Here is a 22,823-nt window from a genome sequence, read left to right as displayed (position 1 = left end):
GTCTTGCGCATGGCGTCATGCGGGACGAGGTCATAAGAGCCCTGCTCGAACAGCTTCAGCACCTGGTCGTCCGACATCGGCTTCACCGCCGGCTCGGATGCGGCAGGGACGGGAGCTTCGGACGCGACCGCTGGAACTTCCTTGGCGCCGCCCTTGGCAATCGCCGCGTCGATGTCCGCCTTGACCACACGGCCATGCGGGCCGGTGCCGGATATGGCTGAAAGGGTGAGGCCCGCCTCGCGCGCCAGACGGCGAGCCAGCGGCGTCGCGCGGCCGCCCGGTGATTGGCCGATCTCCCCCCTCGTGGGGGAGATGGCCGGCAGGCCAGAGGGGGGCGCCTCGCTCCCGGCAGTTGGCGGGACAGCGCCCCCCTCTGTCGGCTTGGCCGACATCTCCCCCGCGAGGGGGGAGATTGGCGCCTTATTCCCATAAACCTCACCGTCGGCATAGATCCACGCAACCGGGGCGCCGACCGGAATGTCGACGCCTTCCTTGCCGGTCACGTCGCGAAGCACGCCACTGGCCGGCGCATCGATCTCCATCGCTGCCTTGTCGGTCTCGATCTCGAACAGCACGTCGCCCTTCTTGACGTGCGCGCCTTCCTCGGCGAACCAGCGCGAGATCTGTCCGGTCGCCATGTCCATGTCGACCTTGGGAAGAATGACTTCGGTCGGCATGTCTCAGCGAACCCCTTTGACGAGGTCGCGCGCGGCGGTGATGATGTCGGGAACCTGCGGCACCGTGGCCTTTTCCAGCTCCGGATTGTAGGGGATCGGCGTTTCCGCACCGCCCAGTCGCACGATCGGCGCATCGAGATAATCGAACGCCTCGCTCTCGGCGATCATGGCACTGACCTCGGCGCCGATGCCCAGGGTCTTGACCGCTTCATAGACGCACATCAGCCGCGACGTCTTCTTGACGCTGTCGATGACGGTCTGCCTGTCCATCGGCCGGATGGTCCTGAGGTCGACGACTTCGACGTCGATGCCTTCGGCTTCCAGCGTGGCGGCGGCGTCGAGCGCCTTCCGCACCATGATCGAGGTGGCGACGATGGTGAGGTCGCGGCCCTCGCGGCGGATGTCGGCCTTTCCGATCGGCACGGTGTAATATCCTTCCGGCACCGGCCCCTTCATCTTGTAGAGCAGCTTGTGCTCGAAGATCATCACCGGATCGGGATCGGCGACGGCCGCCAGGAGCATGCCCTTGGCATCGTAGGGCGTCGCCGGCTGGATGACCTTCAGGCCCGGCACATGGCCGAGCCAGGCTTCCAGGCTCTGGCTGTGCTGCGCGGCAGCGCCCGTGCCGGAGCCGGCGGGGAAGCGCATCACGACGGGGACCGAAACCTCGCCGCCCAGCATGAACCGCATCTTGGCCGCCTGGTTGACAATCTGTTCCATGGCCAACGTGGCGAAATCGGAAAACTGGAATTCGAAGATTGGCCGCATGCCGGTGACGGCCGCCCCGACGGCGACGCCAGCGCCGCCCAGTTCCGAGATCGGCGTGTCCATCACCCGCTCAGTGCCGTAGCGCTCGACCAGGTCGCCCGTCACCTGGAAGGCGCCGCCATAGACGCCGATATCCTCGCCCATCAGGAAGACGCGCTCGTCCATGTCCATGGCGATCGCCATGGCTTCCTGGATCGCCTGGGCGTAGCTCAGTTCACGCACCATCGCGTCCATCACGCCTGCTCCGTATACACGTAATTTCCGGTCTCGCTGACGTCGGGCGAGGGGCTTGCCTTGGCGAATTCGATGCCGTCGGCGATCTCCCGCGCCACCGCCTCGCGGATGGCCTCTATGCCCTTGTCGTCGATGAAACCGAATTCCCGCAGCTCGTTCTCGAACAGCGTGATCGGGTCACGGTTCGACATCCAGTCCTCGATCTCTTCCTTGGTGCGGTAGCGGTTGCGGTCGCTCTTGGAATGGCCGCGATGGCGGTAGGTCTTGGACTCGATCAGCGTCGGCCCCTCGCCCGCACGGGCGCGCTCGACAGCCTTGTGCGAGGCCTCGGCGACTTCGGAGAATATGTTGCCGTTGACGATGACGCCCGGCATCGAATAGGCGGCGGCGCGATCGGCGATGTTCTTGACCGCGGTGGAGCGGGCCGTCGATGTCGACATGCCGTAGCCATTGTTCTCGCACACGAAAATCACCGGCAACTTCCAGACCGCGGCCATGTTGAGCGCCTCGTGGAAGGCCCCTTCATTGTTGGCGCCGTCGCCGAAGAAGGACACCACGACCTTGCCGGTCTTCATCATCTTGGAGGAGAGCGCCGCACCGACCGCGATCGGAATGCCGCCGCCGACAATGCCGTTGGCGCCGAGATTGCCCTTGGCCACATCGGCGATGTGCATCGAGCCGCCGCGGCCCTTGCAGTAGCCGGTGGTCTTGCCGAAGAACTCGGCGAACATGCGCTTGACCTCGGCACCCTTGGCGATGCAATGGCCATGGCCGCGATGGGTCGAGGTGATCTGGTCATCCTCGCCAAGTGGCATGCATATGCCCATGGCGCTGGCCTCCTGGCCGATCGACAGATGCATGGTGCCGTGGATGAGGCCGCGCGTGTAGCTTTCCTCCGCGCCCTCTTCGAAGCGGCGGATGAGGTACATCTTGTAGAGCACCTGCTTCAGCTGCTCGGCGCTGTACTGGCGATAGACGAAGGGCAGGTTGGCGCGGCTGTCCGCGACGGCTTTGCTGGCTCCAGCCATGACTACGCCTCCACGGTTCCGTAGACGAGCTTGTCCTGGCGGGCGCGCAATTCGGCGATCTTGGAGCCCGGGGCCGGGGCGGCATTGGCGTAGGTGATCAACTCGCCCTTCTTGATCGGCGCCGTCACCGAACCGCCCTGCAGCAGGCCGCAGGGAATGGCCCTCGCGGCATGCGCTTCCGGCGCCGTCATGATCCAGGCGCGGTAGCAATATTCGCCGATCGCATCGAGCTTCTCGCCGGGCTGCATGTCTTTCTTGGCTACCGCGCAGACTTCGGCCACCGGCTTGGCCAGTGGCACCATGTCGGCCTTGCCGTAGAGCACGACGCGGGCGCAGGTCAGCGGCACTTCGAGCGAGGTCAGGTGGTAGGGGCGGTGGAAGGTGAAGTACGGGCCCTTGCCCATCTTCAAATCTTCCATGCGCTCCGAGATGCGCGGGTGCGACATGTCGGCGACGACGAACACGCCGGGTGCGACACCCTTGCCGATCGAATAGTCGACGACGCCGACCTTCGACAGCACGCCACCGTCCTTCTGCGGCACCAGCACCTTGTTCAATTCGCCGAGCGTCGCGGCCGGGCCATGCATGCCGGCCTTGTCGGGCACCAGGCCGGTGGCGTTGGCGATCGCCGCCATCTCGACCATGGTCTTGGAGCCGTCGACGAACTCGACCAGCATGCGCACATTCATGTGCCGGCGCCGGGCCTCTTCCTCATAGGCTGGCGGCGTGGCGTCGATGTTGAGCGGATTGTTCTTGCCCTTGCCGGCGGCGACGATCGGGTGGCCCATGGCCGAAACGAATTCGATCAGTTCCATGCAGGAGGACGGCTCATCGCCGGCGCCCAGCGAATAGGTGACGCCGAGCCGGTCGGCCTCGCTCTTGAGATAAGCGCCGATGGTGACGTCGGCCTCGACATTCATCATCACCAGATGCTTGCCATGCTCCATGGCGCGCAAGCCGATCTCGGCGCCGACGGCGGGAACGCCGGTGGCATCGATGACGACATCGATGAGATCGTTGTTGATGACCAGGCTGGCGTCGTTGGTGACCGCCACCTTGCCGGCCTCCATCGCAGCCGTCATCGCCGAAGCGTTCGACACTTCGCGCGCATGGCCGGTTTCCTGGAAAGCGATGTCCACCGCTTTGCTGGCGGCGGGCAGGTTCAGCTCGGAGATGGCGCCGATCTCGATGCCCGACATGTGGGCGACACGGGTGACGATGTCGGTTCCCATCTCGCCCGACCCGATCAGACCGATGCGGATCGGCTTGCCCGATTTGCCGCGTTCCTCGAGATCGCGGGCAAGGCCCGTCAACGAAACATTGGAAGCCATACCACTCAATCCTCCCATAATGCAGGCTTGTTCAATTGCCTGACGGGTATTGAACATCTGTATTTCTGTCAAGACTAATGTCCAAATTCAAGAGCTTTTGCAGCACTTTCCCGGCGCGCCTGGCGAGGCGGAAAAGAGGATGTGGAAAGCCGGCAACCGCGCAATCTGTCGGGCTCGGCATGTGCGAGCGCCGACCGGTATCTCCAGGCTGGAACGAATTGCATCGCCTCGCAGCGCCGACGCAGGAACAGGCGGCGCCGGCGGCGCGGGCTTGCGCTAGGCGCTGCCGTCCAGGAAATCGTGGAAATGCACGATAACGCCCTCCGCTTCGATGAAGATCACGGCATAGGCGGGTGGCTCGTGACCCAGCCGCCAGCTGTCCGAAAAATCGAGCGCGCTCTGATGGTTGGTGCTGCGCAGCGTGCTGACGGGTATGCCGCGCCAACTGCCGGCGATCAGTCGATGGACGTGGCCAGCGAAAATGTGGCCGATATTGCCGTGGCGCCGGAGAATGTCATCGAAGGCATCGGCGTCGGCGAGCCTGACCTCGTCGAGCACCGGCATGTGGATCCGGAACGGTGGGTGGTGCATGAAGACGAAGACCGGCCGGTCGCGCGCCTCCTGCAGCTTCTCGTCCAGCCAGCCCAGCCGTGCCGAGCACAGCCTGCCCTCGACATGTCCGCTGTCCAGCGTGTCGAGCAGGATCAGGCGGCCGTCGCTGCCGTCGAAAACGCTCTGGACGAACCCGCGCTCGGCTGGCGCTTGCGGGAACATCTCGAGAAAAAGTGCCCTGTCGTCGTGGTTGCCGAGCATCAGCCGGCAAGGCGGCGCGAACCCCGCCAATGCCTCCCGCAACGCCGTATAAGCGGCGCGCTCGCCACCATTGGTCAGGTCGCCTGATATCACCACCAGATCGGCATCGGCATGGTTCCTGCCGATATCCGCCAGGCAGGCCACCAGCCGGGCGAGCGGATCGGAGCCGTAGAGAAGGCCTCCCGGCGTCATCAGATGCGGATCGGAGAGCTGGATGATTTTCATGGGTCCGCGCACTGCCTTCCTGCCGTTACCCCTTGGCGGCGCCCTGAAGGCGACATGTTTCGACCAGCTCTACTGTGCTGTCCAGCCACCGTCCATCGGCAAGGTCGTGCCGGTGATCTGCCTGGCCGCGTCCGAACACAGGAACAATGCCAATGCCGCAAGCTCTTCCACGGTGACGAATTCCTTGGTCGGCTGCGCGGCAAGCATCACGTCGTGCTTGACCTGTTCCTCGGTCATGCCGCGCGCCTTCATCGTGTCGGGGATCTGCTTTTCGACCAGCGGCGTCCAGACATAGCCGGGCGCGATCGCGTTGACGGTGATGCCGTCCTGCGCGACTTCCAGCGCCACCGTCTTGGTCAGGCCCGATATGCCATGCTTGGCCGAGACATAGGCCGACTTGAACGGCGAGGCGACCAGCGCATGGGCCGAGGCCGTGTTGATGATGCGGCCCCATTTGCGGCTCTTCATGCCCGGCACCACGGCCTTGATGGCGTAGAAGGCGGCAAGCAGGTTGATGCGGATGATGGCTTCCCATTTGTCGTCGGGAAACGCCTCGATCGGCGCCACATGCTGGATGCCGGCATTGTTGACCAGGATGTCGAGGCTGCCGAACGCCTCTTCGGCGTCGTGGATCATGGCGGTGACCGCGGCGCCATCCATCATGTTGGCATCGGAGTAGCGGCACTTGACGCCGAAATCCTTCTCGATGCCTGCGCGCTCCTGCTCGATGGCAGCGGCGTCGCCAAGACCGTTGATGGTGACGTTGGCGCCCTCGGCGGCAAAGGCGCGGGCGATTGCCAGGCCGATGCCGCTGGTCGAGCCGGTGACAAGCGCATTCTTCGAAGACAGGGAACCCATGGGAGATCTCGCAAGAGGTGGGAGGGACTGTTGAGAATAGTTTGTGCGGCGCAACACGACAATGCCACGGCCATATGTCGGGTCGATTACAGCCCCGCGATGGCCTTTGCCGGCTCCGCGAAAGGGCGTCTTCGAGGTGACACGGCGTTGTCATGGTGCCGTGCAACATATTTGCCAGCGCATTCGCGCGGGTCATTTTCGAACCGTTGGGGGCACCTGGATGGAAATCGCCGATGTCGTGAAGCGCGCCTATGCGATGCCGCTCACCAATCCCTCCTTCCCGCCAGGCCCCTATCGTTTCTTCGACCGCGAATATATCATCATCACCTATCGCACGACACGCGAAGCGCTCGAAGCCGTCGTGCCGGCGCCGCTGGAGATCGACGAGCCGCTGGTCAAGTACGAGTTCATCCGCATGCCGGACTCCACGGGCTTCGGCGACTACACCGAGACCGGCCAGGTCATCCCGGTACGCTACAAGGGCCAGCATGGCGGCTACGTCCACTCGATGTATCTCGACGACGACGCGCCGATCGCCGGCGGCCGTGAGCTGTGGGGGTTCCCGAAAAAGCTCGCCAATCCCAAGATCGTCCATGAAGGCGAGGTGATCGTCGGCACGCTGCACTATGGCAGCGTGCTCTGCGCCACCGGCACGATGGGCTACAAGCACCGCGAGGCTGATCATGACCAGGTGCTCGCTTCGCTCGCCACCCCCAATTTCCTGATCAAGATCATCCCGCATGTCGACGGCACGCCGCGCATCTGCGAGTTGGTCCGCTACTACCTCACCGATATCACGCTGAAGGAAGCCTGGACGGCACCGGCGGCGCTCGATCTGCGGCCCCATGTCATGGCCGACGTGGCGAAGCTGCCCGTGCTCGACATCGTGTCGGCGGTTCATTTCAAGGCCGATCTGACGCTCGGCCTGGGCGAAGTCGTGCATGATTACCTCGCTGACCACGGCCGCTCCGCTGCCAGCGCAACCCAGCTGGAGAGAGTCAGTGCTTGAGCGTAACCGCAACAAGGCAGCCGCCGCCACCATCGAGGAAATCACGGCGCAGTATGACCGCATTGCGCTGGTGTTTCAGGGCGGCGGCGCGCTCGGCGCCTATCAGGCAGGGGTCTATCAGGCGCTTGCCGACGCCGGTTGCGAACCGAGCTGGTTATCCGGCGTCTCGATCGGCGCCATCAATGCCGCGATCATCGCCGGCAATGAACCGAGCCGCCGGCTGCAGCGGCTTGAACAGTTCTGGCAGACGATTTCTGGCCGCAAGATCTGGTCCTACACGCCCGAAGGTGACATCTACCGCGATATCCGCAACCAGACCTCGTCGTTGATGACTATGACGATGGGCCAGCCTGGTTTCTTCAAACCGCGCAATCCCAATCCCTGGTTCCAGCTGTCGGGAGCGGAAGGCGCCACCAGCTTCTACGACACCGCCGAGTTGAAGGACACGCTGGAGAGCCTGATCGACTTCGACGTGCTGAACGACGGCAGGAAGCGGCTGAGCGTTGGCGCGGTCAATGTCAGGACCGGCAACTTCGTCTATTTCGACACCGAGAAGGTGCGTATCGAGCCGGAGCACATCATGGCCAGCGGCGCGCTGCCGCCGGCCTTCCCCTCGATCCGCATCGAGGGCGAATATTACTGGGATGGTGGCATCGTCTCCAACACCCCGCTGCAATATCTGCTCGACCAGGAAGAGGACCGTTCCTCGCTGGTCTTCCAGGTCGATCTGTTCAGTGCCCGCGGCGTGCTGCCGCGCGGCATGGCCGACGTGCTGTCGCGCCACAAGGACATCATGTATTCGAGCCGCACGCGGCAGAACACCGACAATTTCGAGCGCATCCATGCGCTGAAGATGAAGCTGCTCGATGCGCTGAAGCGCGTGCCGCCGGAGCAGCTCAAGGACGGCGAGCAAGAGCTGATCGCCGACTATTCCGACGCCGGCGTCGTCAACATCGTCCACCTGATCTACCAGCACAAAGGCTATGAGGGCCACGCCAAGGACTACGAGTTTTCGGGCACCTCGATGCGCGAACATTGGGAGATGGGCCTCGAGGATACCGAGCGCACGCTGCGCCACAAGAAGTGGCTGATGCTGCCGACCAATGCCGACGGCGTCACCATCCACGATCTGCATCGCGAAGATCCGACCTGAACTTTCAGGCCGGAAACGGCAGGCTCGGAATACTGAGCCCGGTTCAGAATCTTAGCTTGGCGCCGGTCCGCAGCAAGAGCCAGTAGAACGGCCGGTCGCCCCACGATCAGCAGCGCCAGCTCGAAACAAGATCAGATGCGATGCGTCGTTCATTACGGCCATCCGAATTGCAGCGATCATAGCCCAGCCCTGGAAAACGAGACGGCGCCAACTTGGCGCCGTCTGTACTGTCGTCGCTTAAGTCGCCCGCTCAGAACACTTGACGCAAGACGATGAACAGCACGAAGGCGAGCGCGATCGAGCAAGGCAGGGTCAGCACCCAGGCGAGCAGCAGATTGCGAACCGTCGACCATTGCAGGCCCGAGCCGTTCGCCGCCATCGTACCGGCGACGCCGGATGACAGCACATGGGTCGTCGACACCGGCAGACCCAGACGGTCGGCCATGCCGATGGTGACCATCGCGACGAGTTCGGCGGCAGCGCCCTGGCCGTAGGTCAGGTGGCTCTTGCCGATCTTCTCGCCGACCGTGACGACGATGCGTTTCCAGCCGACCATGGTGCCCAGGCCAAGCGCCAGTGCCACCGCGACCTTCACCCATATCGGGATGAACTTCGTCGCATTGTCGACGGCCTTGTGATAATCGGTGACCGCCTTGAGATCGGCGGCCTCCATCGGCAGCAACTGCTTCTTGTCGATCAGTTTCAGCGCCTCGCCGATCAGATAGATGTCGTTGCGGGCGTTGCTCACCAGATCGGTCGGCACGGTGTCGACCGAAGCGTAAGGCTGCAGCTCGGCCGTTGTACTATGGATGTAGCTCTGCAGCGCGACGGTCGTCTTGTCGCTCCAGGTCCGGGTGCGCACGGCATCCTGCACGGCTGCCTTGGCATCCTTCGCGTCGGCGACGGTGGCACCGGGCTTCACATATTTGCCCAGCGCGGTCTCCACGCTGACCGAAGCCGATTTGTAGGCTTCGAGATAGTTGATGTCGGGGGTACGGTTCAGCGCATAGGCGGTCGGCACCACGCCGATCAGGATCAGCATGATCAGGCCCATGCCCTTTTGTCCGTCATTGGAGCCATGCGCGAAGCTGACGCCGGTGCAGGTGAAGATCAGCAGCGCGCGGATCCACCAGGGCGGCGGCGCATTGCCCTTCGGCGCCTCGTAGAGCGCCGGATTGCGGACGAGAAGCTTCATCGCATAGAGCAGGATCGCGGCGGCGAAGAAGCCGATGATCGGCGACACCAGCAAGGTCACGCCAACATTGGTCGCCTGCGACCAGTCGACGCCGCTGGTGGCGCTGCCGGCAGGTGCCATGAACTGGTTGGCAAGGCCGACGCCGATGATCGAGCCGACCATGGTATGCGAGCTCGACGCCGGCAGGCCGAGGAACCAGGTGCCGAGGTTCCACAGGATCGCGGCCACCAGCAGTGCGAACACCATGGCGAAGCCGGAGGAAGAGCCGACCTGCAGGATCAGTTCGACCGGCAGCAGCGACAGGATGCCGAAGGCGACCGCGCCGCTGGAGGTGAGAACGCCGAGGAAATTGAAGGCGCCGGACCACATGACGGCGAATTCCGCCGGCAGGGAGCGCGTGTAGATGACCGTCGCCACCGCATTGGCGGTGTCGTGGAAACCATTGACGAACTCGAAGCCGAGCGCGATCAGCAAGGCGATGCCGAGCAGGATCCACGGCACGGTCTTGGCCACCGCTAGATCCTGGCTCAGCGCGTAGCCGACATAGACCACGCCGACCAGCACCAGCATACCGAAGGCCGGCAGGAACCACTTCGCGCCGCCCGAACTGTCCAGCGGATGATCCGGCCTCGGAATGCCCGCCTCACTGGAAACTATGTCCACCATGTCCCACTCCTGTTGCATTGCAGCAAAGAACTGGAAAAGACGCTATGTCCGGACGATGAACCCTGTGTGACGCCGGGAGAGGCTCTGCCTTGCGGGGGGTCTCCTTCAAGCGGGACCGGAGCGTGTCTTTAGGATCGCCGCGCCAAGCGCGATCGACCAGGGGTCTTCGGACTGGCGCTATTTGGCGATGTCGAGAAGTGACGATACCAAGAGTTCCCGTTCGTCCTTCGACAGCACGTCCGAATCGAACAGGTTCATGCTGCGCAGTCCTTCGATGGCGAGATAGCAGACCAGCAGCGATTTGAGGTCCGGCGCCTCGCCCTTCAGGCGCTCGAAAAGCTGCCGCTTGAATGTCTTTATCGGCGTCATGAAATCGGGATCCTCGGCGATCGCGGAAAAGATCCAGGATGCCGACGGCTGCTTCTCCTCGCAATCCTCTGCCGACAGCCTGATATAGACGGCGAGGGGATTTTTGCCATTGTCGTTGCTGTTCGCGGTTTCCAGCGCTTGCTCGAAATCGCGCAGATAGTCTTCGACGAGGCCCTGCATCAATTTGGCCTTGGTCGGGAAATTGTAGAGCAGCCCACCCTTCGACACGCCGGCGCGGCTGGCGACGGCATCGAGCGACAGGCTACCGGGCCCGGATTCCCGGGCAACATCAGCCGCCGCAGCGAGAATCTTCTCGCGCGAGTTCGGTCTTTGGGCTTTCATGGCGCCTCCCATCGCAAGCTTAGGCCCAATTGACAAGACCGTCCAGACGGTACAGTAAGACCGCCACCATTGGAAATCGGGACCCGCAGTCGGTATGTGTCCCGATGTCCGTGCTACGCGCCGGATTTTCGACTGAGGGGACTTCCTTGTTCAAGCGCATACTCCGTATCTTTATCATTATTGTGGTCCTTGCCGTGCTCGTCATTGTGGTCGGCGGCATCGTCGGCTTCAACTTCCTGCGCGACAACGGCATCAAGCAGTATTTCGCCACCATGAAGCCGCCGGCGGCGACCGTGTCGACGACCATCGTCAAGCCGTCGAGCTGGACGCCCGGCGTCGAGGCGATCGGTACGGTGCGGGCCGTGCGCGGTGTCGACCTGACGGTCGAGACCGCCGGCATCGTCAAGGAAATCCCTTTCCATGCCAACCAGAAGGTGACGGCCAATGCGGTGCTGCTGCAACTCGACGACGCCGTCGAGCGCGCCGATCTGGATGCGCAGAAGGCGCAGGCGGCGCTCGATCAGACCACGCTGACCCGCGCCATCGAACTGACAAAGCGTGGTGTCGGCTCCGACTCGACGCTGGACACCGCGCGCGCGGCGGCGTCCGCTTCGGCGTCCCAGGTCACCAGGCTGCAGGCCGTGCTCGACCAGAAGCAGCTTACCGCGCCTTTCACCGGCACGGTCGGCATTCCGAAGATCGACCTCGGCCAGTACCTGTCGCCCGGCACCGCGGTGGTGACGCTGCAGGACCTCGACACGATGCGAGTCGACTTCTCGGTTCCCGAACAGCAGCTGCCGCTGCTCAAGATCGGCCAGACGGTCCGCCTGGGCCTTGGCGGCAGCGACAACATGCCCTTTGCCGGTGCCATTCGCGGCATCGACCCCAAGATCGACCCCTCCAGCCGGCTGGTGAACATCCGGGCGGAAGTCGCCAATCCCGACGGCAAGCTGACCCCCGGCCAGTTCGTACAGGTGCGCGTCGAACTGCCGGAGGAGCAGAACGTGCTGTCCCTGCCGCAGACGGCGCTGACCACCAGTCTCTATGGCGACTACATATTCGTGGTGCAGCCGGCGAAACCCGCCGGCGCTGCCCCGGCGCAGCCAGCCAAGCCGGAAGGAAAGCCAGCCGCGGCGGCCACCGACAAGCCGGCTGACGCCAAGCCTGCAGACGCTAAGCCTGCAGACGCAATGAAGCCGGCCGATGCCATGAAGCCGGCGGCTGATGCCACCAAGCCGGCAGACGCAGCCAAGCCAGCAGCGACCGATCCGGCCAAGCCGGCGGCGGAAGGCGACAAGCCCGTGTTGGTGCTGTCGCAGGTCTTCGTCAAGCCCGGCCGCCGCAATCAGGGCATGGTCGAGATCGTCGAAGGGCTGAAGGCCGGAGACGAGGTCGTCACCGCGGGCCAGAACCGCCTCTTCAACGGCATGACCGTCAACGTCGACAACACCATCGACCCGACCAAATCGGCGAACAAGCAGGCCGACCAGCAATGAGCTTTTCCGATCTCTTCATCCGCCGGCCCGTTCTTTCGACAGTCCTTGCCTGCATGATCCTGCTGCTCGGTTTCCAGGGCATCTTCAACCTGTCGATCCGGCAGTATCCGAAGGTCGACGAAACGGCGATCACCATCACGACGGCCTATCCGGGCGCCAGCGCCGACCTGATCCAGGGCTTCATTTCCGCCCCGATCGCGCGCGCCGTCGCCTCGACCGAGAACATCGACTACGTCACATCGTCCAGCCGTCCGTCCTCCAGCACCGTGACGGTGCAGATGAAGCTCGGCTCCAACCCTGACGTGGCGCTGACCGAAGTGCTGTCCAAGGTCCAGGGCGTGCGCGGCACCTTGCCGGACGCCTCCAAGGACCCGGTCATCGTCAAGGGTACGGGTCAGCAGTTCGCGATGATGTACATCTCGATGCAGAATCCGAACATGACCAAGGAGCAGCTGACCGAATATATCGAGCGCGTCATCAGGCCCCGCATGTCGACCGTCGAAGGCGTCGCCGATGTGCAGATCTTCGGCGCCCAGGAATACTCGATGCGCGTCTGGATCGACCCGGTCAGGCTTGCCGCGCGCGGCGTGACGGCAGCCGAAGTGCTGACGGCGATCAACAATTCCAACTTCCTGTCGGCGCCGGGCAACACCCAGAACGAATATGTTGTCTCTTCGATCACCGTGCGCTCGACGCTGCAGACACCGCAGGCCTTCGCCGAGCTGCCATTGCGCTCGACCGACGGCAATGTCGTGCGCCTGCGCGACGTGGCTCGTGTCGAACTGGCAGCCGCGAACACCGACACCAGGGTCTCCTTCAACGGCAAGCCGGGGACCTTCCTCGCCATCTTCCCGACCCCGGCGGCCAACCCGCTGACCACTGCGGCGGCGCTCACCAAGCTCGTCCCGCAGATCCAGGAAACGCTGCCCAAAGGCATGACGATCGAGGTCGTCTACGACGCGACCGGGCAGATCAGCGCCTCGATCGACGAGGTGTTCAAGACCATCGCCGAGGCGGTTGCCATCGTCGTCGTCGTCATCCTCCTGTTCCTCGGCTCGTTCCGCTCGGTGATGATGCCGATCATCACCATCCCGCTGTCGCTGATCGGCGTCTGCTTCCTTCTGTTCGCGGTGGGCTATTCGATCAACCTTCTGTCGCTGCTGGCCATGGTGCTGGCGATCGGTCTTGTCGTTGACGACGCCATCGTGGTGGTGGAAAACATCCATCGCCACATGGAAGAAGACAACATGCCGCCCATGCAGGCGGCCTTCAGCGGCATGCGTGAGATCGCGTCGGCCATCGTCGCCATGACCATGACGCTGGCGGCGGTGTTCGCGCCGCTGGCCTTCACCGGCGGCCTGACCGGCGCCCTGTTCCGCGAATTCGCGGTGACGCTTGCCGGGTCGGTGGTATTGTCGGGCGTCATCGCCATCACCATCACGCCGATGATGTCGGCGCGCCTGCTGAAGCCCGGCAATGCCGGTCGTTTCCAGCGTATCGTCGACGGCACCTTCTCGCGCGTCGAGCACGTCTATGAGCGCGCCGTCACCGGGTCTCTGAACTATCGCCCGCTGACGCTGCTCATCGTGCTGGCGCTTGTCGGCGTGACCGGCTTCATGTTCACCAAGACCTCGACGGAACTGGCGCCGGAAGAGGACCAGGGCTTCCTGCTCTCGCTCGTGACGGCGCCGCGCTATGCGACTTCCGATTACACCGAGACCTATGTCAACCAGATCCTGGGCCTGGTGAAGGATATTCCCGAAACCCGGGCGCAGTTCTCGGCCGTCGCGTTCGGCGGCACGACCAACAGCGCCTTCGTCGGTTTTGCCTTCAAGGATTGGGCGGAGCGGAAGCGCAATTCGAAGCAGCTGCAGGCCGACATCACGGCTCGCATCGCCAAGGTGGCGGGCGTCCAGGCGTTTGTCTTCGCGCCGCCGACGTTGCCGGGCTCCGGCGGTGGCTTGCCCATCTCCATGGTGGTGCGCTCGATCGGCGATTCCGCTCAGGTGTACGAGGAAGCCGAGAAGATCAAGAACAAGGCGCAAGCCTCGGGCCGCTTCATCGTCGTGCAGAATTCGATGGCCTATGACGCACCACAGGTAACGGTGACCACCGACCGCGACCGCGCCGCCGCGCTCAACCTGCCGATCGCCGATATCGGCCGGACGCTGACGCTTTTGGTCGGCGGCGCCGAAGTGGCGCAGTTTGACCGCGACTCCAACAGCTATGACATCATCCCGCAGGTGCCGCAGGAGTTCCGCGACAACCCCGAAAAGCTCGGCGAATACTTCGTGCGCAGCGTAACGGGCGAGATGGTGCCGCTGTCGGCCGTGGTGAAGATTTCGACCAATGCCTCGCCGGCGGCGATCGAGCAGTTCAACCAGTTGAACTCGTCGACGATCTCGGCGCTGCCATTGCCCGGCGTCACCACGGGCGACGGTTTGAAAGTCCTCGAGGACATTGCCAGGGAGAGCCTGCCCGATACCTTCTTCATCGACTATTCCGGCCAATCCCGGCAGGAGAAGGAACAGGGCAACACGATCCTGATTGCTTTCGGCGCGGCCGTCATCGTCATCTACCTGGTGCTGGCGGCGCAGTTTGAAAGCTTCCGCGATCCGCTGATCATCATGATGGCGGTGCCATTGTCGATCTTCGGCGCGATCGTGCCGCTCAATCTGGGCCTCGGCACGCTCAACATCTATACCCAGGTCGGCCTGATCACGCTGATCGGCCTGATCACCAAGCACGGCATCCTGCTGGTCGAATTCGCCAACCAGCAGCGCGAAATCCACGGCATGCGGCGGCGTGATGCCATCATCGCCTCGGCCAAGGTGCGCCTGCGGCCGATCCTGATGACGACGGCGGCGATGGCGCTGGGCGTGGTGCCGCTGATCGTTTCCAGCGGCGCCGGTGCCGCGGCCCGCTATTCGATGGGCCTGGTCATCTTCACCGGCATTCTGGTCGGCACCATGTTCACGCTCTTCGTCGTGCCCATGTTCTACACCTTCATCGCCAGCAAGGACCTGCCGAATCTGGCGGAAAAGCCGGATCCGAAGCTGATGCCGGCACTGCCGAGCTGAGGCGCAAGGCGCAAGAAACAAAAAGAGGCCGGGATTTTCCCGGCCTCTTTTTTTGGCGGTCGCTCCAGCAACTCCGGCACATGTCCGAATGCGGCAACCTGCCTGCTACTTGACGATGACGATGCTGGTGTTGGCCGCTCCGAAGGTCTCGACGAGCTGGTAGAAATCGGCGGCATTGTCCGGATGCAGCCGTACGCAGCCATGCGAGGCTGGCTGGCCGAGACGCTTGATGGCATAGGTGGCGTGAACCGCGTAGCCGCCGCTGAAAAAGACCGAATGCGGCATCGGCGCGTTGTCGTACTTCTTCGAATACCACATCTCATGCATGCGCGTCGGCTTGAACGAGCCGGTCGGCGTGACATGGGCCCTGTCGCCGGTGGAAACCTTCCAGGCGAACGTCGGCCGGCCGTCGACCGAGACTTCCATGACCTGCTGCGACAGCGAAACGCGCGCCACGATGCTGTTGGCGGCATGAGCGGCGTTGGCGCCGAACAGAAGCGCGCTGCCCATGAGCGCCGCGGCGGTGATGTTGATGAGTTTTGCGGAAATGGTGGTGCGCATGACGTCCCTCTCTCTGCCGGCCGGCCGGCTCCAATTCGATGAGCGGCTTATCCATGCGGCATGTTTCGGCGGGATTTCGCGAAATGCTCGTTTGTGTTTCGAATTTGTTTCCTCTGGTTAACAAGCCGACCCGCATCGTCGGCATTGCCCGCACCCCAAATAAGGGATCGAGAACGACGCACATAGTTATTCGCCCCGAAACGAAAGTTCGAACTCCACCATATGAAAGGATCCAGGCCGGTTTCGAAACCAAACTGCAACAAAGCGCGGATTTGGCGGCATGATCCGGATACGGACCGGAGGCAAAAGTTGACGCAACGAAAACAGACGGCAACGACCATGGGAACGAAAACGAACACGCGGTCCTGGCTCTTCAGGATCAGCATCGCTGCGGCGGCCATCGGCGGCGTCGGCACCATTGCCGGCGGGCAAGTGGCGAAGCTGGCGGCGATGAGTTCGAGTGAGATTTCGACCCTGCACGTCGCTCTGTTTTGCGCCACGGTCTGGATCGTTTCCAGCCTGCGCATCGCCCGGTTGAAGGCCCTCTGGCGGGTTGGCCTTCGGCTGCTGGCATTGCGCGGCCCCTCCGGCAACTTGCTGCCGAGAGGACCGAAGGCCCGCGCCGTGACGGGGGGCTCCGTGGGCGGCGCGGGCACTTCGGGAGTTTCCTGAAGCGACCCGCGACACAGTCATCTTTTTGGGGAAATCCAATCATGAAAACAAAATTCGCAGCTTCCGTGCTTTCCGCGCTGCTCTATGCGCAGGGCCTGCTCGGCTTTGCCGCGCTCGCCAGCGTGCTCCTCAAGGAGCGCGCCCACGCAAGCGAGTTCGCCGCCGGCGGCGACATGGCCTCGGGCCCGTCATTGCTGGTGGTGCGCTGAATCTCGCGGGCATCGGCGCGGAAATGGAAAGTCCGATGCTGATCCGGGGAGCCAGCTGGAAAAGACAGCCGTCAGTCGGCGAACTGCCGTGGCGGATCGAACCTGTAGCCGGCGCCGCGTATGGTGGTGATGGTCTCGGTGTCGAGCTTGCGGCGCAGCCGCACGATACGCGAGTCGATCGAGCGATCGAAGGCGTCGGCATTCTCGGCCGGCGCGGCTGCGATAATGTCGTCACGCGTCAGCACCTTGCGCGGGCTCGCCAGGAACAGCCTGAGCAGCGCCACCTGGCCGGGCGAGAGCTGCTCCTGCGTACCCGAGCGATGCATGACGATCGCCGATCTCAGATCGACGGTCGCGTTCTCCAGCACGATCAGTTCCTGGGTGCCCCTGCCGCGCCGCGAAAGCAGGCCGCCGACACGCGCGGCGAGTTCCCTGACATTGAGTGGACTTTCGACGACGTCGGCGGCGCCGAGTTCGAGCGCCAGCACCTTGTCGAGGAGATCGGCCGGCCGGCATATCAGGATGAAATCCGGTCCATACGCGCTTCCCCCGCCTTGGCCGCCATAACGCCTGAGCAGATCCCGCCCTTCCGCCTGGCTGAGGCTGTCGCCGACGACGACGACATCGATGCCTCCGCCCGCCAGCAGCGATTCCGCCTCCCAGGGCTGCCGCGCCTGGCGCACGTCATGACCGCGCCGCTCGAGATGGTCGGCAAGCTCGGTCGCCACGACGTCGGCGACGGAAACAAGCGCGATGACGGCTCGTGCGGCCATGTTTTCCAACCGTTCCCTGGCAACCGGATATGAGTGCTGGACATCATGTTTATACCCAATCTACTTTCCACTGAAAGTGGGAGCGAGAGCATCGTGCGGGCAAGAATTGTCATCGTCGAGGACGAGCCCGACCTGAGGGACGCGGTCGCCGAGTATCTCGGCGCCGCCGGCTATGACGTGGCGACCGCGGAAACCGCGGCCGCCGCGCGCAGCCTGATCGAGACGCAGCCCTTCCATCTGGCCATCCTCGACATCGCCATGCCGGGCGAGGATGGCCTGTCGCTCGGCCGCTGGCTGCGCTCGAAAATGCCGATCGGCATCATCTATGCGACCGCCGCCGGCACCGCGCTCGACCGCATCGTCGGGCTGGAGCTTGGCGCCGACGACTATATCGTCAAGCCGTATGAACTGCGCGAAGTGCTGGCCAGGGTGCGTAGCGTGCTGCGCCGTGTCCCGCAGCCGACGGAGCCGCAGGACGGGAAAGCCAGGACCGACCGCCGCTCCGTCGCTTTCGGTTCCTTCCAGGCCGATCTCGACGGCAGGCTGGTCACCGGCGCCAACGGCACGGTGATCGACATGGCCAAGAGCGAGTTCGACGTGCTGGAGGTTTTCCTGACCCGCGCCAACCGGCTGCTGACCAGGGCCGCGATCTCCGAGGCGATCGGCTTCACCGAGGATCCGGAATCATCGCGCGCCGTCGATATCCGCATCATGCGGCTGCGCAAGAAGATCGAGACTGATCCGGCCAACCCGAAATTCCTGCGCACGGTGCGCGGCGAAGGCTATATCTTCTCGCTGCCGACCGGCGACGGCAACTGAGCGTCAGACCCACAGGGTTTCCACTCCGCAGCCGTCGCCAGCCGATCGAATTGACGTGACTCTGGAATGACGGCTGACAATGACGGGCGAGACAGCAAGCACGGATATGCAGGGCTTCAGGCAAGGCGCGGCCATGGCGGCCGTGCGTGTCGTGCGCCGGCTGCGCGAGGCCGGCGACTGGCAGCGCGAAATGGACGGCATACTGGAAACGCTGTGCGACGCCATGGAGTGCCAGCGCGGTATCCTGTTCCGCCTGCGCGAATTGCCCGGCCAAGGTTTCGCCCAGTCGGTCGCCGCCTACTGGATCGACCCCGATTTCGGCGGCGAACTGGCCTCACCGACCGTCATCATGCAGTCGATCGTCAATTCGGATCCGCTGCTGGAGCGGCTGGCCGAGGATGAGCGACAGGGCAAGGTCTTCGCCGGGCACACGCGCGATCTCGAAGGGTTCCTGAGAGCCGATTTCGAAAAGCAGAACATCAAGTCGTTCCTGTCGGTATCCGTCTTCGCGCACGGCCATCTGTGGGGCACGCTCGCCGTCAATGATTGCGTCGAGGAGCGTGAATGGACCGACGAGGAAGAGGCGACGCTGCACATCATCGCGCTCGCCATCGGCGACGCCATCGAACACTCCCCCTCCGACGCCCACGCCAGCGAGGTGATCCGCCGCACCATGCTGCAGGCCTCGCTCGATGCCATCATCGTCATCGACGAGGCCGGGTCGATCATCGAATTCAATCCGGCCGCGGAAAAGATGTTCGGCTTCCAGCGCAGCGACATTCTCGGCAAGGACCTGCTCGACACCGTCGTTCCGGAATACTACCGCAAGGGTTATGCCTCAGGCGCCGACTACATGTCCGGCCGCGGAGCGCCGATGGTCGGCCAGCGGCTCGAGACGGTGACGCAGAATGCCGCCGGCGAGGTCTTCCCAATCGAGCTGACGGCGACCGAGATGCGGGTCGCCGACCGCCGGCTGATCTTCGGCTCCATCCGCGACTTGCGCGAGAGGCTGCGCGCCGAGGAGGAGATCAACCGGCAGCGCGAGAAGCTGCACCAGAACGAGAAGATGGCTGCGATGGGCTCGCTGCTCGCGGGCGTTTCGCACGAGCTCAACAACCCGCTGGCGGTTGTGGTCGCGCAATCGACGCTGCTGCATGAATTCGCCTCGGACCCGCAGACCAAGGTCCGTGCCGAAAAAGTGCGCGCCGCCGCCGAGCGCTGCGGGCGCATCGTCAAGAGCTTCCTGTCGATGGTCCGCCTCCATCCCGCGGCGCAGACCGAGACCGATCTCAACCAGGTGATCCGCGCCGCTCTCGAGGTGACCGCCTACGGCGCGCGCTCGAGCGGCATCATCATCGACACCGATTTCGCGCCGGGTCCCCTGCTGGCCATGGCCGACGCCGACCACGTGACGCAGGTGGCGGCCAATTTCCTCATCAACAGCCAGCATGCCCTGGCTGGCATCGCCGGCGACCGGCTGATCAAGGTGCGGAGCTTCCGCGGCGACCGGGGCAATCCCTGCTTCTCGGTCGAGGACAACGGGCCCGGCATTCCCGAAGCCATCCGTTCGCGCATTTTCGAATCCTATTTCACCACCAAGCCGGTCGGTGTGGGCACCGGGATCGGCCTGTCGATTTCGAAATCCATCATCGAGCGGCACAACGGCAATGTCTGGTTCGAGGAAGTGCAGCCGAGAGGCGCGCGTTTCGTCGTCCAGTTGCCGGCCATCTCGGCGGGCATCGCCGCCGCTGGCGAAAGCCAGCCACGATCGAGCGGCCTGCGCCATGCGCTGATCATCGATGATGAGCCTGACGTCGCCGGCTCCTTGTCCGACATTCTCGAATTGATGGGCATCAAGTCGCGGATCGCGCCGGTATGGGAATCGGGCGCCGCCACCTTGAGCGGTCACATGCCGCCGGACATCGTCTTTTCGGATCTGCGCATGCCCGGCACATCAGGCATTTCTATCTACCGCGAACTGCTCGCCGAGCGGCCCGACCTGGCGCGGCGCTTCGTGCTGGTCACCGGCGACCTCATCGGCGCGAAGGCTGAAATCGAAGCCTTGCCGGCGCAGCAGCGACCACAGATCCTCGAAAAGCCGTTCAGCACGCTGGACGTGCGCAGCGTGCTTTCGACCATTGCCGAGCAGGCCGCTTTGAAAGCATAAAAAGAGGCCCCCGGCCGACATCGCGGCGGGAGCCGAAAGGAGCGCTGGAGGACGCTCGGGGAGGTCAGGGCATGATCCCCAAACGCGAACCGGTTTTCGGGATCATGCCAGGCAAATCCAGAGACAGAAATCAGAAGATGTTGGGCGTGCTGGTCAGCGGCGCGGCGTTGGCGATCATCCGGATCGCGCGGGCCTTGTGCGTTCCGGACTGCTCGGCAATGGCGCGCAGGCAATCCACGCTCTCGGCGCCCCAGGCCTGCCCCTTGCAGGCGAAATCGATCGCGGGCATCGGCAGGCGGGCTGTCGTGGTCGTGGTCGGCGCCCCATCGATGATGTTGGCGGGCGGATTCAACGAAGCGAAGGCTGGGCCGACCGTCGGCGTGAACGCCATGCCGGCGAAGGCGCAAGCAGCCAACGCCATGAACATTGCCATCGGGTGGTCGCTGGCACGCTGGCGAAGCGCCAGCTTCGGGCGGCGGTCAGCGCGCTCCGGAGCCTGAAAGCGGTTGCTGCTGGTGATCTGGACTTTCGCATGCATCATCATCCCCTTCGTTGATTTTCTTTTTGCGATAAAACGAATTTAATCGCGCTTTGTAACGGTGCAAAGGTGACGAGAACCCGGCAATGTAACGGGATTGAAACATCGGTGCGGGCAGAAACGGTCAAAATCGGGCATCGACTCTTTTGCGTCGAGGTGGCGGGTTACCTGCGTACACCGCAGGCGGCCGACGCGAACGGCAGGGCTTTTTCCTGCCAGCGGAATACTTGTCCGAAGGGCCCGATTTGCAGCGTGAACGGGCGACGGGTGGAGGTTATGGAACTCTGGCTAACACCCGGATTTTCCGGGGTTTTCAAAGTCCGCGGCGCAGCAGGATTCCGCTGGAGCCGGGGCTGACATTTTCGCCGCGAAACCTGCCAATTTCCACAAATCATTGCATTTCAACGCAAAATATGATTATATTGAATGCATATTCAATAAAAAGAAGAGACGTTTCATGAACCCGCACCTCCGTGACGTGGCAATCCCGAACGATTGGGACCGGCGGGGATTGCCGGGCTGGAGTTACCATTCCACCGCCCTACTCGAACTGGAGAAGGAACATGTCTTCCGCAATCATTGGCAGATTGCCGGGCATGTCTGCGACATACCTGACGCCGGCGATTACCTCACCATGGATGTCATTGGCGAGCGCGCGCTGATCGTGCGCGGCAAGGACGGCGTCGTGCGCGGCTTCAACAACATGTGCCGCCACCGCGGTAGCCGCGTCGTGGCCGACAGCCAGGGCAATTGCAAGAACGCGCTAGTCTGCCCGTTCCATGGCTGGGTCTACAATCTCGACGGTACGCTGCGCGGCGCCGCCCGCCCGCGCTCCTTCCCCGACCTCGACAAGACCGAGTTCGGCTTGATGCCGCTCGATCTCGAAGTCTGGATGGGCTTCATCTTCATTCGCTTCCGCAATGGCGGGCCACAGCCTTCCGTCGCCGAACTGTTGAAGCCGATCGAACCCGAATTCGCGCATTACAAGGCCGCCGACATGGTGCCGTCCTGGGGTATCTGGACCCAGAAGACACCGGTCAACTGGAAGTCGGTGCGCGATGTCGACAATGAAGGCTATCATGTCGCCATGGCGCATCCGGCTCTGCAGGATCTCTACGGCGCCACCTATTTCGACGAGCCGTTCATCAACGGCGTCTCGCGCTCCTTCGCCACCTACAACCCGCATGCCGGCCGCCGCTGGAGCGTCAGGAACTACGTCAAGATCGCGCCGGAGCCGACGCATCTGCCGGATCATCTCAGGAAGGCCTGGGTCTATTACGGCATCTTCCCGAACGCCGTTCTGTCGGTGATGCCGGAATCGGTGCAGTTCTATCAGGAGTTTCCGCTGTCGACGGGTGAGACGCTGCTGCGTGGCGCCATCTATCGCTACCGCGACGAAAGTCGCGAGCAGGCAGCCGCCCGCTATCTCTCCTTCCGCATCGATCGTGAAACCATGTCGGAAGATGTGCAGCTCTCGGTCTGGTCGAACGAATCCATGCTGTCCGAGGCCTTCGAGGGTTTCTACCTTTCCGACCTCGAATATGGCGTGCGCACCCACCACGACCATCTGCGCAAGCAGATTCCGGTGCTCGGCCTGGAAACAGCGCCGGAAGAAAAGGACATGTGGAACCTGAACGACGCGCTGCGGTCACGAGGGTAAGAACGCTGGTAATTGGCGAAGCCGCCGATGATAGCGCCCCTCTCCCCGTTCTACGGGGAGAGGATGCCGGTCCACCCTCCGCAGCTGCAGCGCAGCTGCTGCGGAGGACGGGCAGGCAGGTGAGGGGCAGCGCCGAGCTTGTAAGGTTATCGCTTCACGCGGCCGGCATGGACGCCAACT

The 22,823-nt window shown here is 63.6% G+C and carries 20 protein-coding genes; 9 read left to right on the top strand and 11 right to left on the bottom strand.

From position 1 onward, the window contains the following. From LB543_RS22080 to LB543_RS22055, 6 genes are all read right to left on the bottom strand, one after another. Positions 1–677: biotin/lipoyl-containing protein (locus LB543_RS22080; RefSeq protein WP_224615543.1), on the bottom strand; the 677-nt coding region annotated here is incomplete at its 3' end. 3 nt (positions 678–680) lie between these two features. Further along, positions 681–1,679: an alpha-ketoacid dehydrogenase subunit beta gene (locus LB543_RS22075; protein WP_224591285.1), complete on the bottom strand. Its 999-nt coding sequence runs from the start codon at positions 1,677–1,679 to the stop codon at positions 681–683. Beyond that, positions 1,679–2,707, bottom strand: a complete 1,029-nt coding sequence (locus LB543_RS22070) for a thiamine pyrophosphate-dependent dehydrogenase E1 component subunit alpha (protein ID WP_224591288.1) — start codon at positions 2,705–2,707, stop codon at positions 1,679–1,681. Before LB543_RS22070 ends, LB543_RS22075 begins: the two co-directional genes overlap by 1 nt. Positions 2,708–2,709: 2 nt before the next feature. Continuing rightward, complete coding sequence (locus LB543_RS22065) at positions 2,710–4,038, bottom strand: NAD(P)H-dependent oxidoreductase (protein WP_224615542.1); 1,329 nt, start codon at positions 4,036–4,038, stop codon at positions 2,710–2,712. A gap of 276 nt (positions 4,039–4,314) precedes the next feature. After that, positions 4,315–5,076 carry a phosphodiesterase gene (locus tag LB543_RS22060; RefSeq protein ID WP_224615541.1) on the bottom strand — a complete coding sequence of 254 codons (762 nt, stop codon included), beginning with the start codon at positions 5,074–5,076 and terminating at the stop codon, positions 4,315–4,317. A gap of 69 nt (positions 5,077–5,145) precedes the next feature. Then, positions 5,146–5,934 (bottom strand): 3-hydroxybutyrate dehydrogenase, encoded by a 789-nt coding sequence (locus LB543_RS22055; protein WP_140809576.1) that lies wholly within the window; start codon positions 5,932–5,934, stop codon positions 5,146–5,148. A gap of 220 nt (positions 5,935–6,154) precedes the next feature. On the opposite strand from LB543_RS22055, the gene LB543_RS22050 reads away from it, so the two are divergent. Further along, on the top strand, positions 6,155–6,943 hold the full coding sequence (locus tag LB543_RS22050; RefSeq protein WP_140809578.1) for an acetoacetate decarboxylase: 789 nt from the start codon (positions 6,155–6,157) through the stop codon (positions 6,941–6,943). Beyond that, positions 6,936–8,096 carry a patatin-like phospholipase family protein gene (locus LB543_RS22045; RefSeq protein WP_224615540.1) on the top strand — a complete coding sequence of 387 codons (1,161 nt, stop codon included), beginning with the start codon at positions 6,936–6,938 and terminating at the stop codon, positions 8,094–8,096. Before LB543_RS22050 ends, LB543_RS22045 begins: the two co-directional genes overlap by 8 nt. A gap of 250 nt (positions 8,097–8,346) precedes the next feature. Here the strand turns inward: LB543_RS22045 and LB543_RS22040 are convergent, their stop codons facing one another. Further along, the gene (locus LB543_RS22040) at positions 8,347–9,957 is read right to left on the bottom strand and encodes an inorganic phosphate transporter (RefSeq protein WP_140809582.1); all 1,611 of its coding nucleotides are present in this window, start codon (positions 9,955–9,957) and stop codon (positions 8,347–8,349) included. 177 nt (positions 9,958–10,134) lie between these two features. Then, complete coding sequence (locus tag LB543_RS22035; protein ID WP_140809583.1) at positions 10,135–10,668, bottom strand: TetR/AcrR family transcriptional regulator; 534 nt, start codon at positions 10,666–10,668, stop codon at positions 10,135–10,137. A gap of 146 nt (positions 10,669–10,814) precedes the next feature. On the opposite strand from LB543_RS22035, the gene LB543_RS22030 reads away from it, so the two are divergent. Both LB543_RS22030 and LB543_RS22025 read left to right on the top strand, forming a co-directional pair. Next, the gene (locus LB543_RS22030; protein WP_140809585.1) at positions 10,815–12,164 is read left to right on the top strand and encodes an efflux RND transporter periplasmic adaptor subunit; all 1,350 of its coding nucleotides are present in this window, start codon (positions 10,815–10,817) and stop codon (positions 12,162–12,164) included. Continuing rightward, positions 12,161–15,244 carry an efflux RND transporter permease subunit gene (locus LB543_RS22025; RefSeq protein WP_224615539.1) on the top strand — a complete coding sequence of 1,028 codons (3,084 nt, stop codon included), beginning with the start codon at positions 12,161–12,163 and terminating at the stop codon, positions 15,242–15,244. Before LB543_RS22030 ends, LB543_RS22025 begins: the two co-directional genes overlap by 4 nt. Before the next feature lie 105 nt (positions 15,245–15,349). Here LB543_RS22025 and LB543_RS22020 read toward each other — a convergent pair whose 3' ends face one another. Next, positions 15,350–15,805 carry a L,D-transpeptidase gene (locus tag LB543_RS22020; RefSeq protein ID WP_224615538.1) on the bottom strand — a complete coding sequence of 152 codons (456 nt, stop codon included), beginning with the start codon at positions 15,803–15,805 and terminating at the stop codon, positions 15,350–15,352. 339 nt (positions 15,806–16,144) lie between these two features. Here LB543_RS22020 and LB543_RS22015 point away from each other — a divergent pair, with 339 nt between their 5' ends. After that, positions 16,145–16,477, top strand: coding sequence for a hypothetical protein (locus LB543_RS22015; RefSeq protein ID WP_224615537.1), 333 nt, complete (start codon positions 16,145–16,147; stop codon positions 16,475–16,477). 41 nt (positions 16,478–16,518) lie between these two features. Beyond that, a complete protein-coding gene (locus LB543_RS22010) occupies positions 16,519–16,686 on the top strand; it encodes a hypothetical protein (RefSeq protein WP_224615536.1) in 168 nt (55 codons plus the stop codon). Positions 16,687–16,757: 71 nt separating this feature from the next. Here the strand turns inward: LB543_RS22010 and LB543_RS22005 are convergent, their stop codons facing one another. After that, positions 16,758–17,459, bottom strand: coding sequence for a response regulator transcription factor (locus LB543_RS22005; protein WP_224591307.1), 702 nt, complete (start codon positions 17,457–17,459; stop codon positions 16,758–16,760). A gap of 45 nt (positions 17,460–17,504) precedes the next feature. On the opposite strand from LB543_RS22005, the gene LB543_RS22000 reads away from it, so the two are divergent. After that, the gene (locus tag LB543_RS22000; RefSeq protein WP_224615535.1) at positions 17,505–18,278 is read left to right on the top strand and encodes a response regulator; all 774 of its coding nucleotides are present in this window, start codon (positions 17,505–17,507) and stop codon (positions 18,276–18,278) included. 79 nt (positions 18,279–18,357) lie between these two features. Continuing rightward, positions 18,358–20,445, top strand: coding sequence for a PAS domain S-box protein (locus tag LB543_RS21995; protein ID WP_224615534.1), 2,088 nt, complete (start codon positions 18,358–18,360; stop codon positions 20,443–20,445). Positions 20,446–20,575: 130 nt separating this feature from the next. On the opposite strand, the gene LB543_RS21990 is transcribed toward LB543_RS21995, so the two are convergent. Next, the gene (locus LB543_RS21990; RefSeq protein ID WP_140754475.1) at positions 20,576–20,983 is read right to left on the bottom strand and encodes a hypothetical protein; all 408 of its coding nucleotides are present in this window, start codon (positions 20,981–20,983) and stop codon (positions 20,576–20,578) included. Between the two features lie 457 nt (positions 20,984–21,440). On the opposite strand from LB543_RS21990, the gene LB543_RS21985 reads away from it, so the two are divergent. Next, positions 21,441–22,643: an aromatic ring-hydroxylating oxygenase subunit alpha gene (locus tag LB543_RS21985; protein ID WP_224615533.1), complete on the top strand. Its 1,203-nt coding sequence runs from the start codon at positions 21,441–21,443 to the stop codon at positions 22,641–22,643. Positions 22,644–22,823 lie beyond the last annotated feature (180 nt).

Origin of the sequence: Mesorhizobium sp. ESP7-2 (genome assembly GCF_020164715.1) — a bacterium.
Classification (GTDB): Bacteria; Pseudomonadota; Alphaproteobacteria; order Rhizobiales; family Rhizobiaceae; genus Mesorhizobium.
Note: the sequence above shows the minus strand (reverse complement) of the source record. Positions and strands in the feature narration are given on the sequence as shown.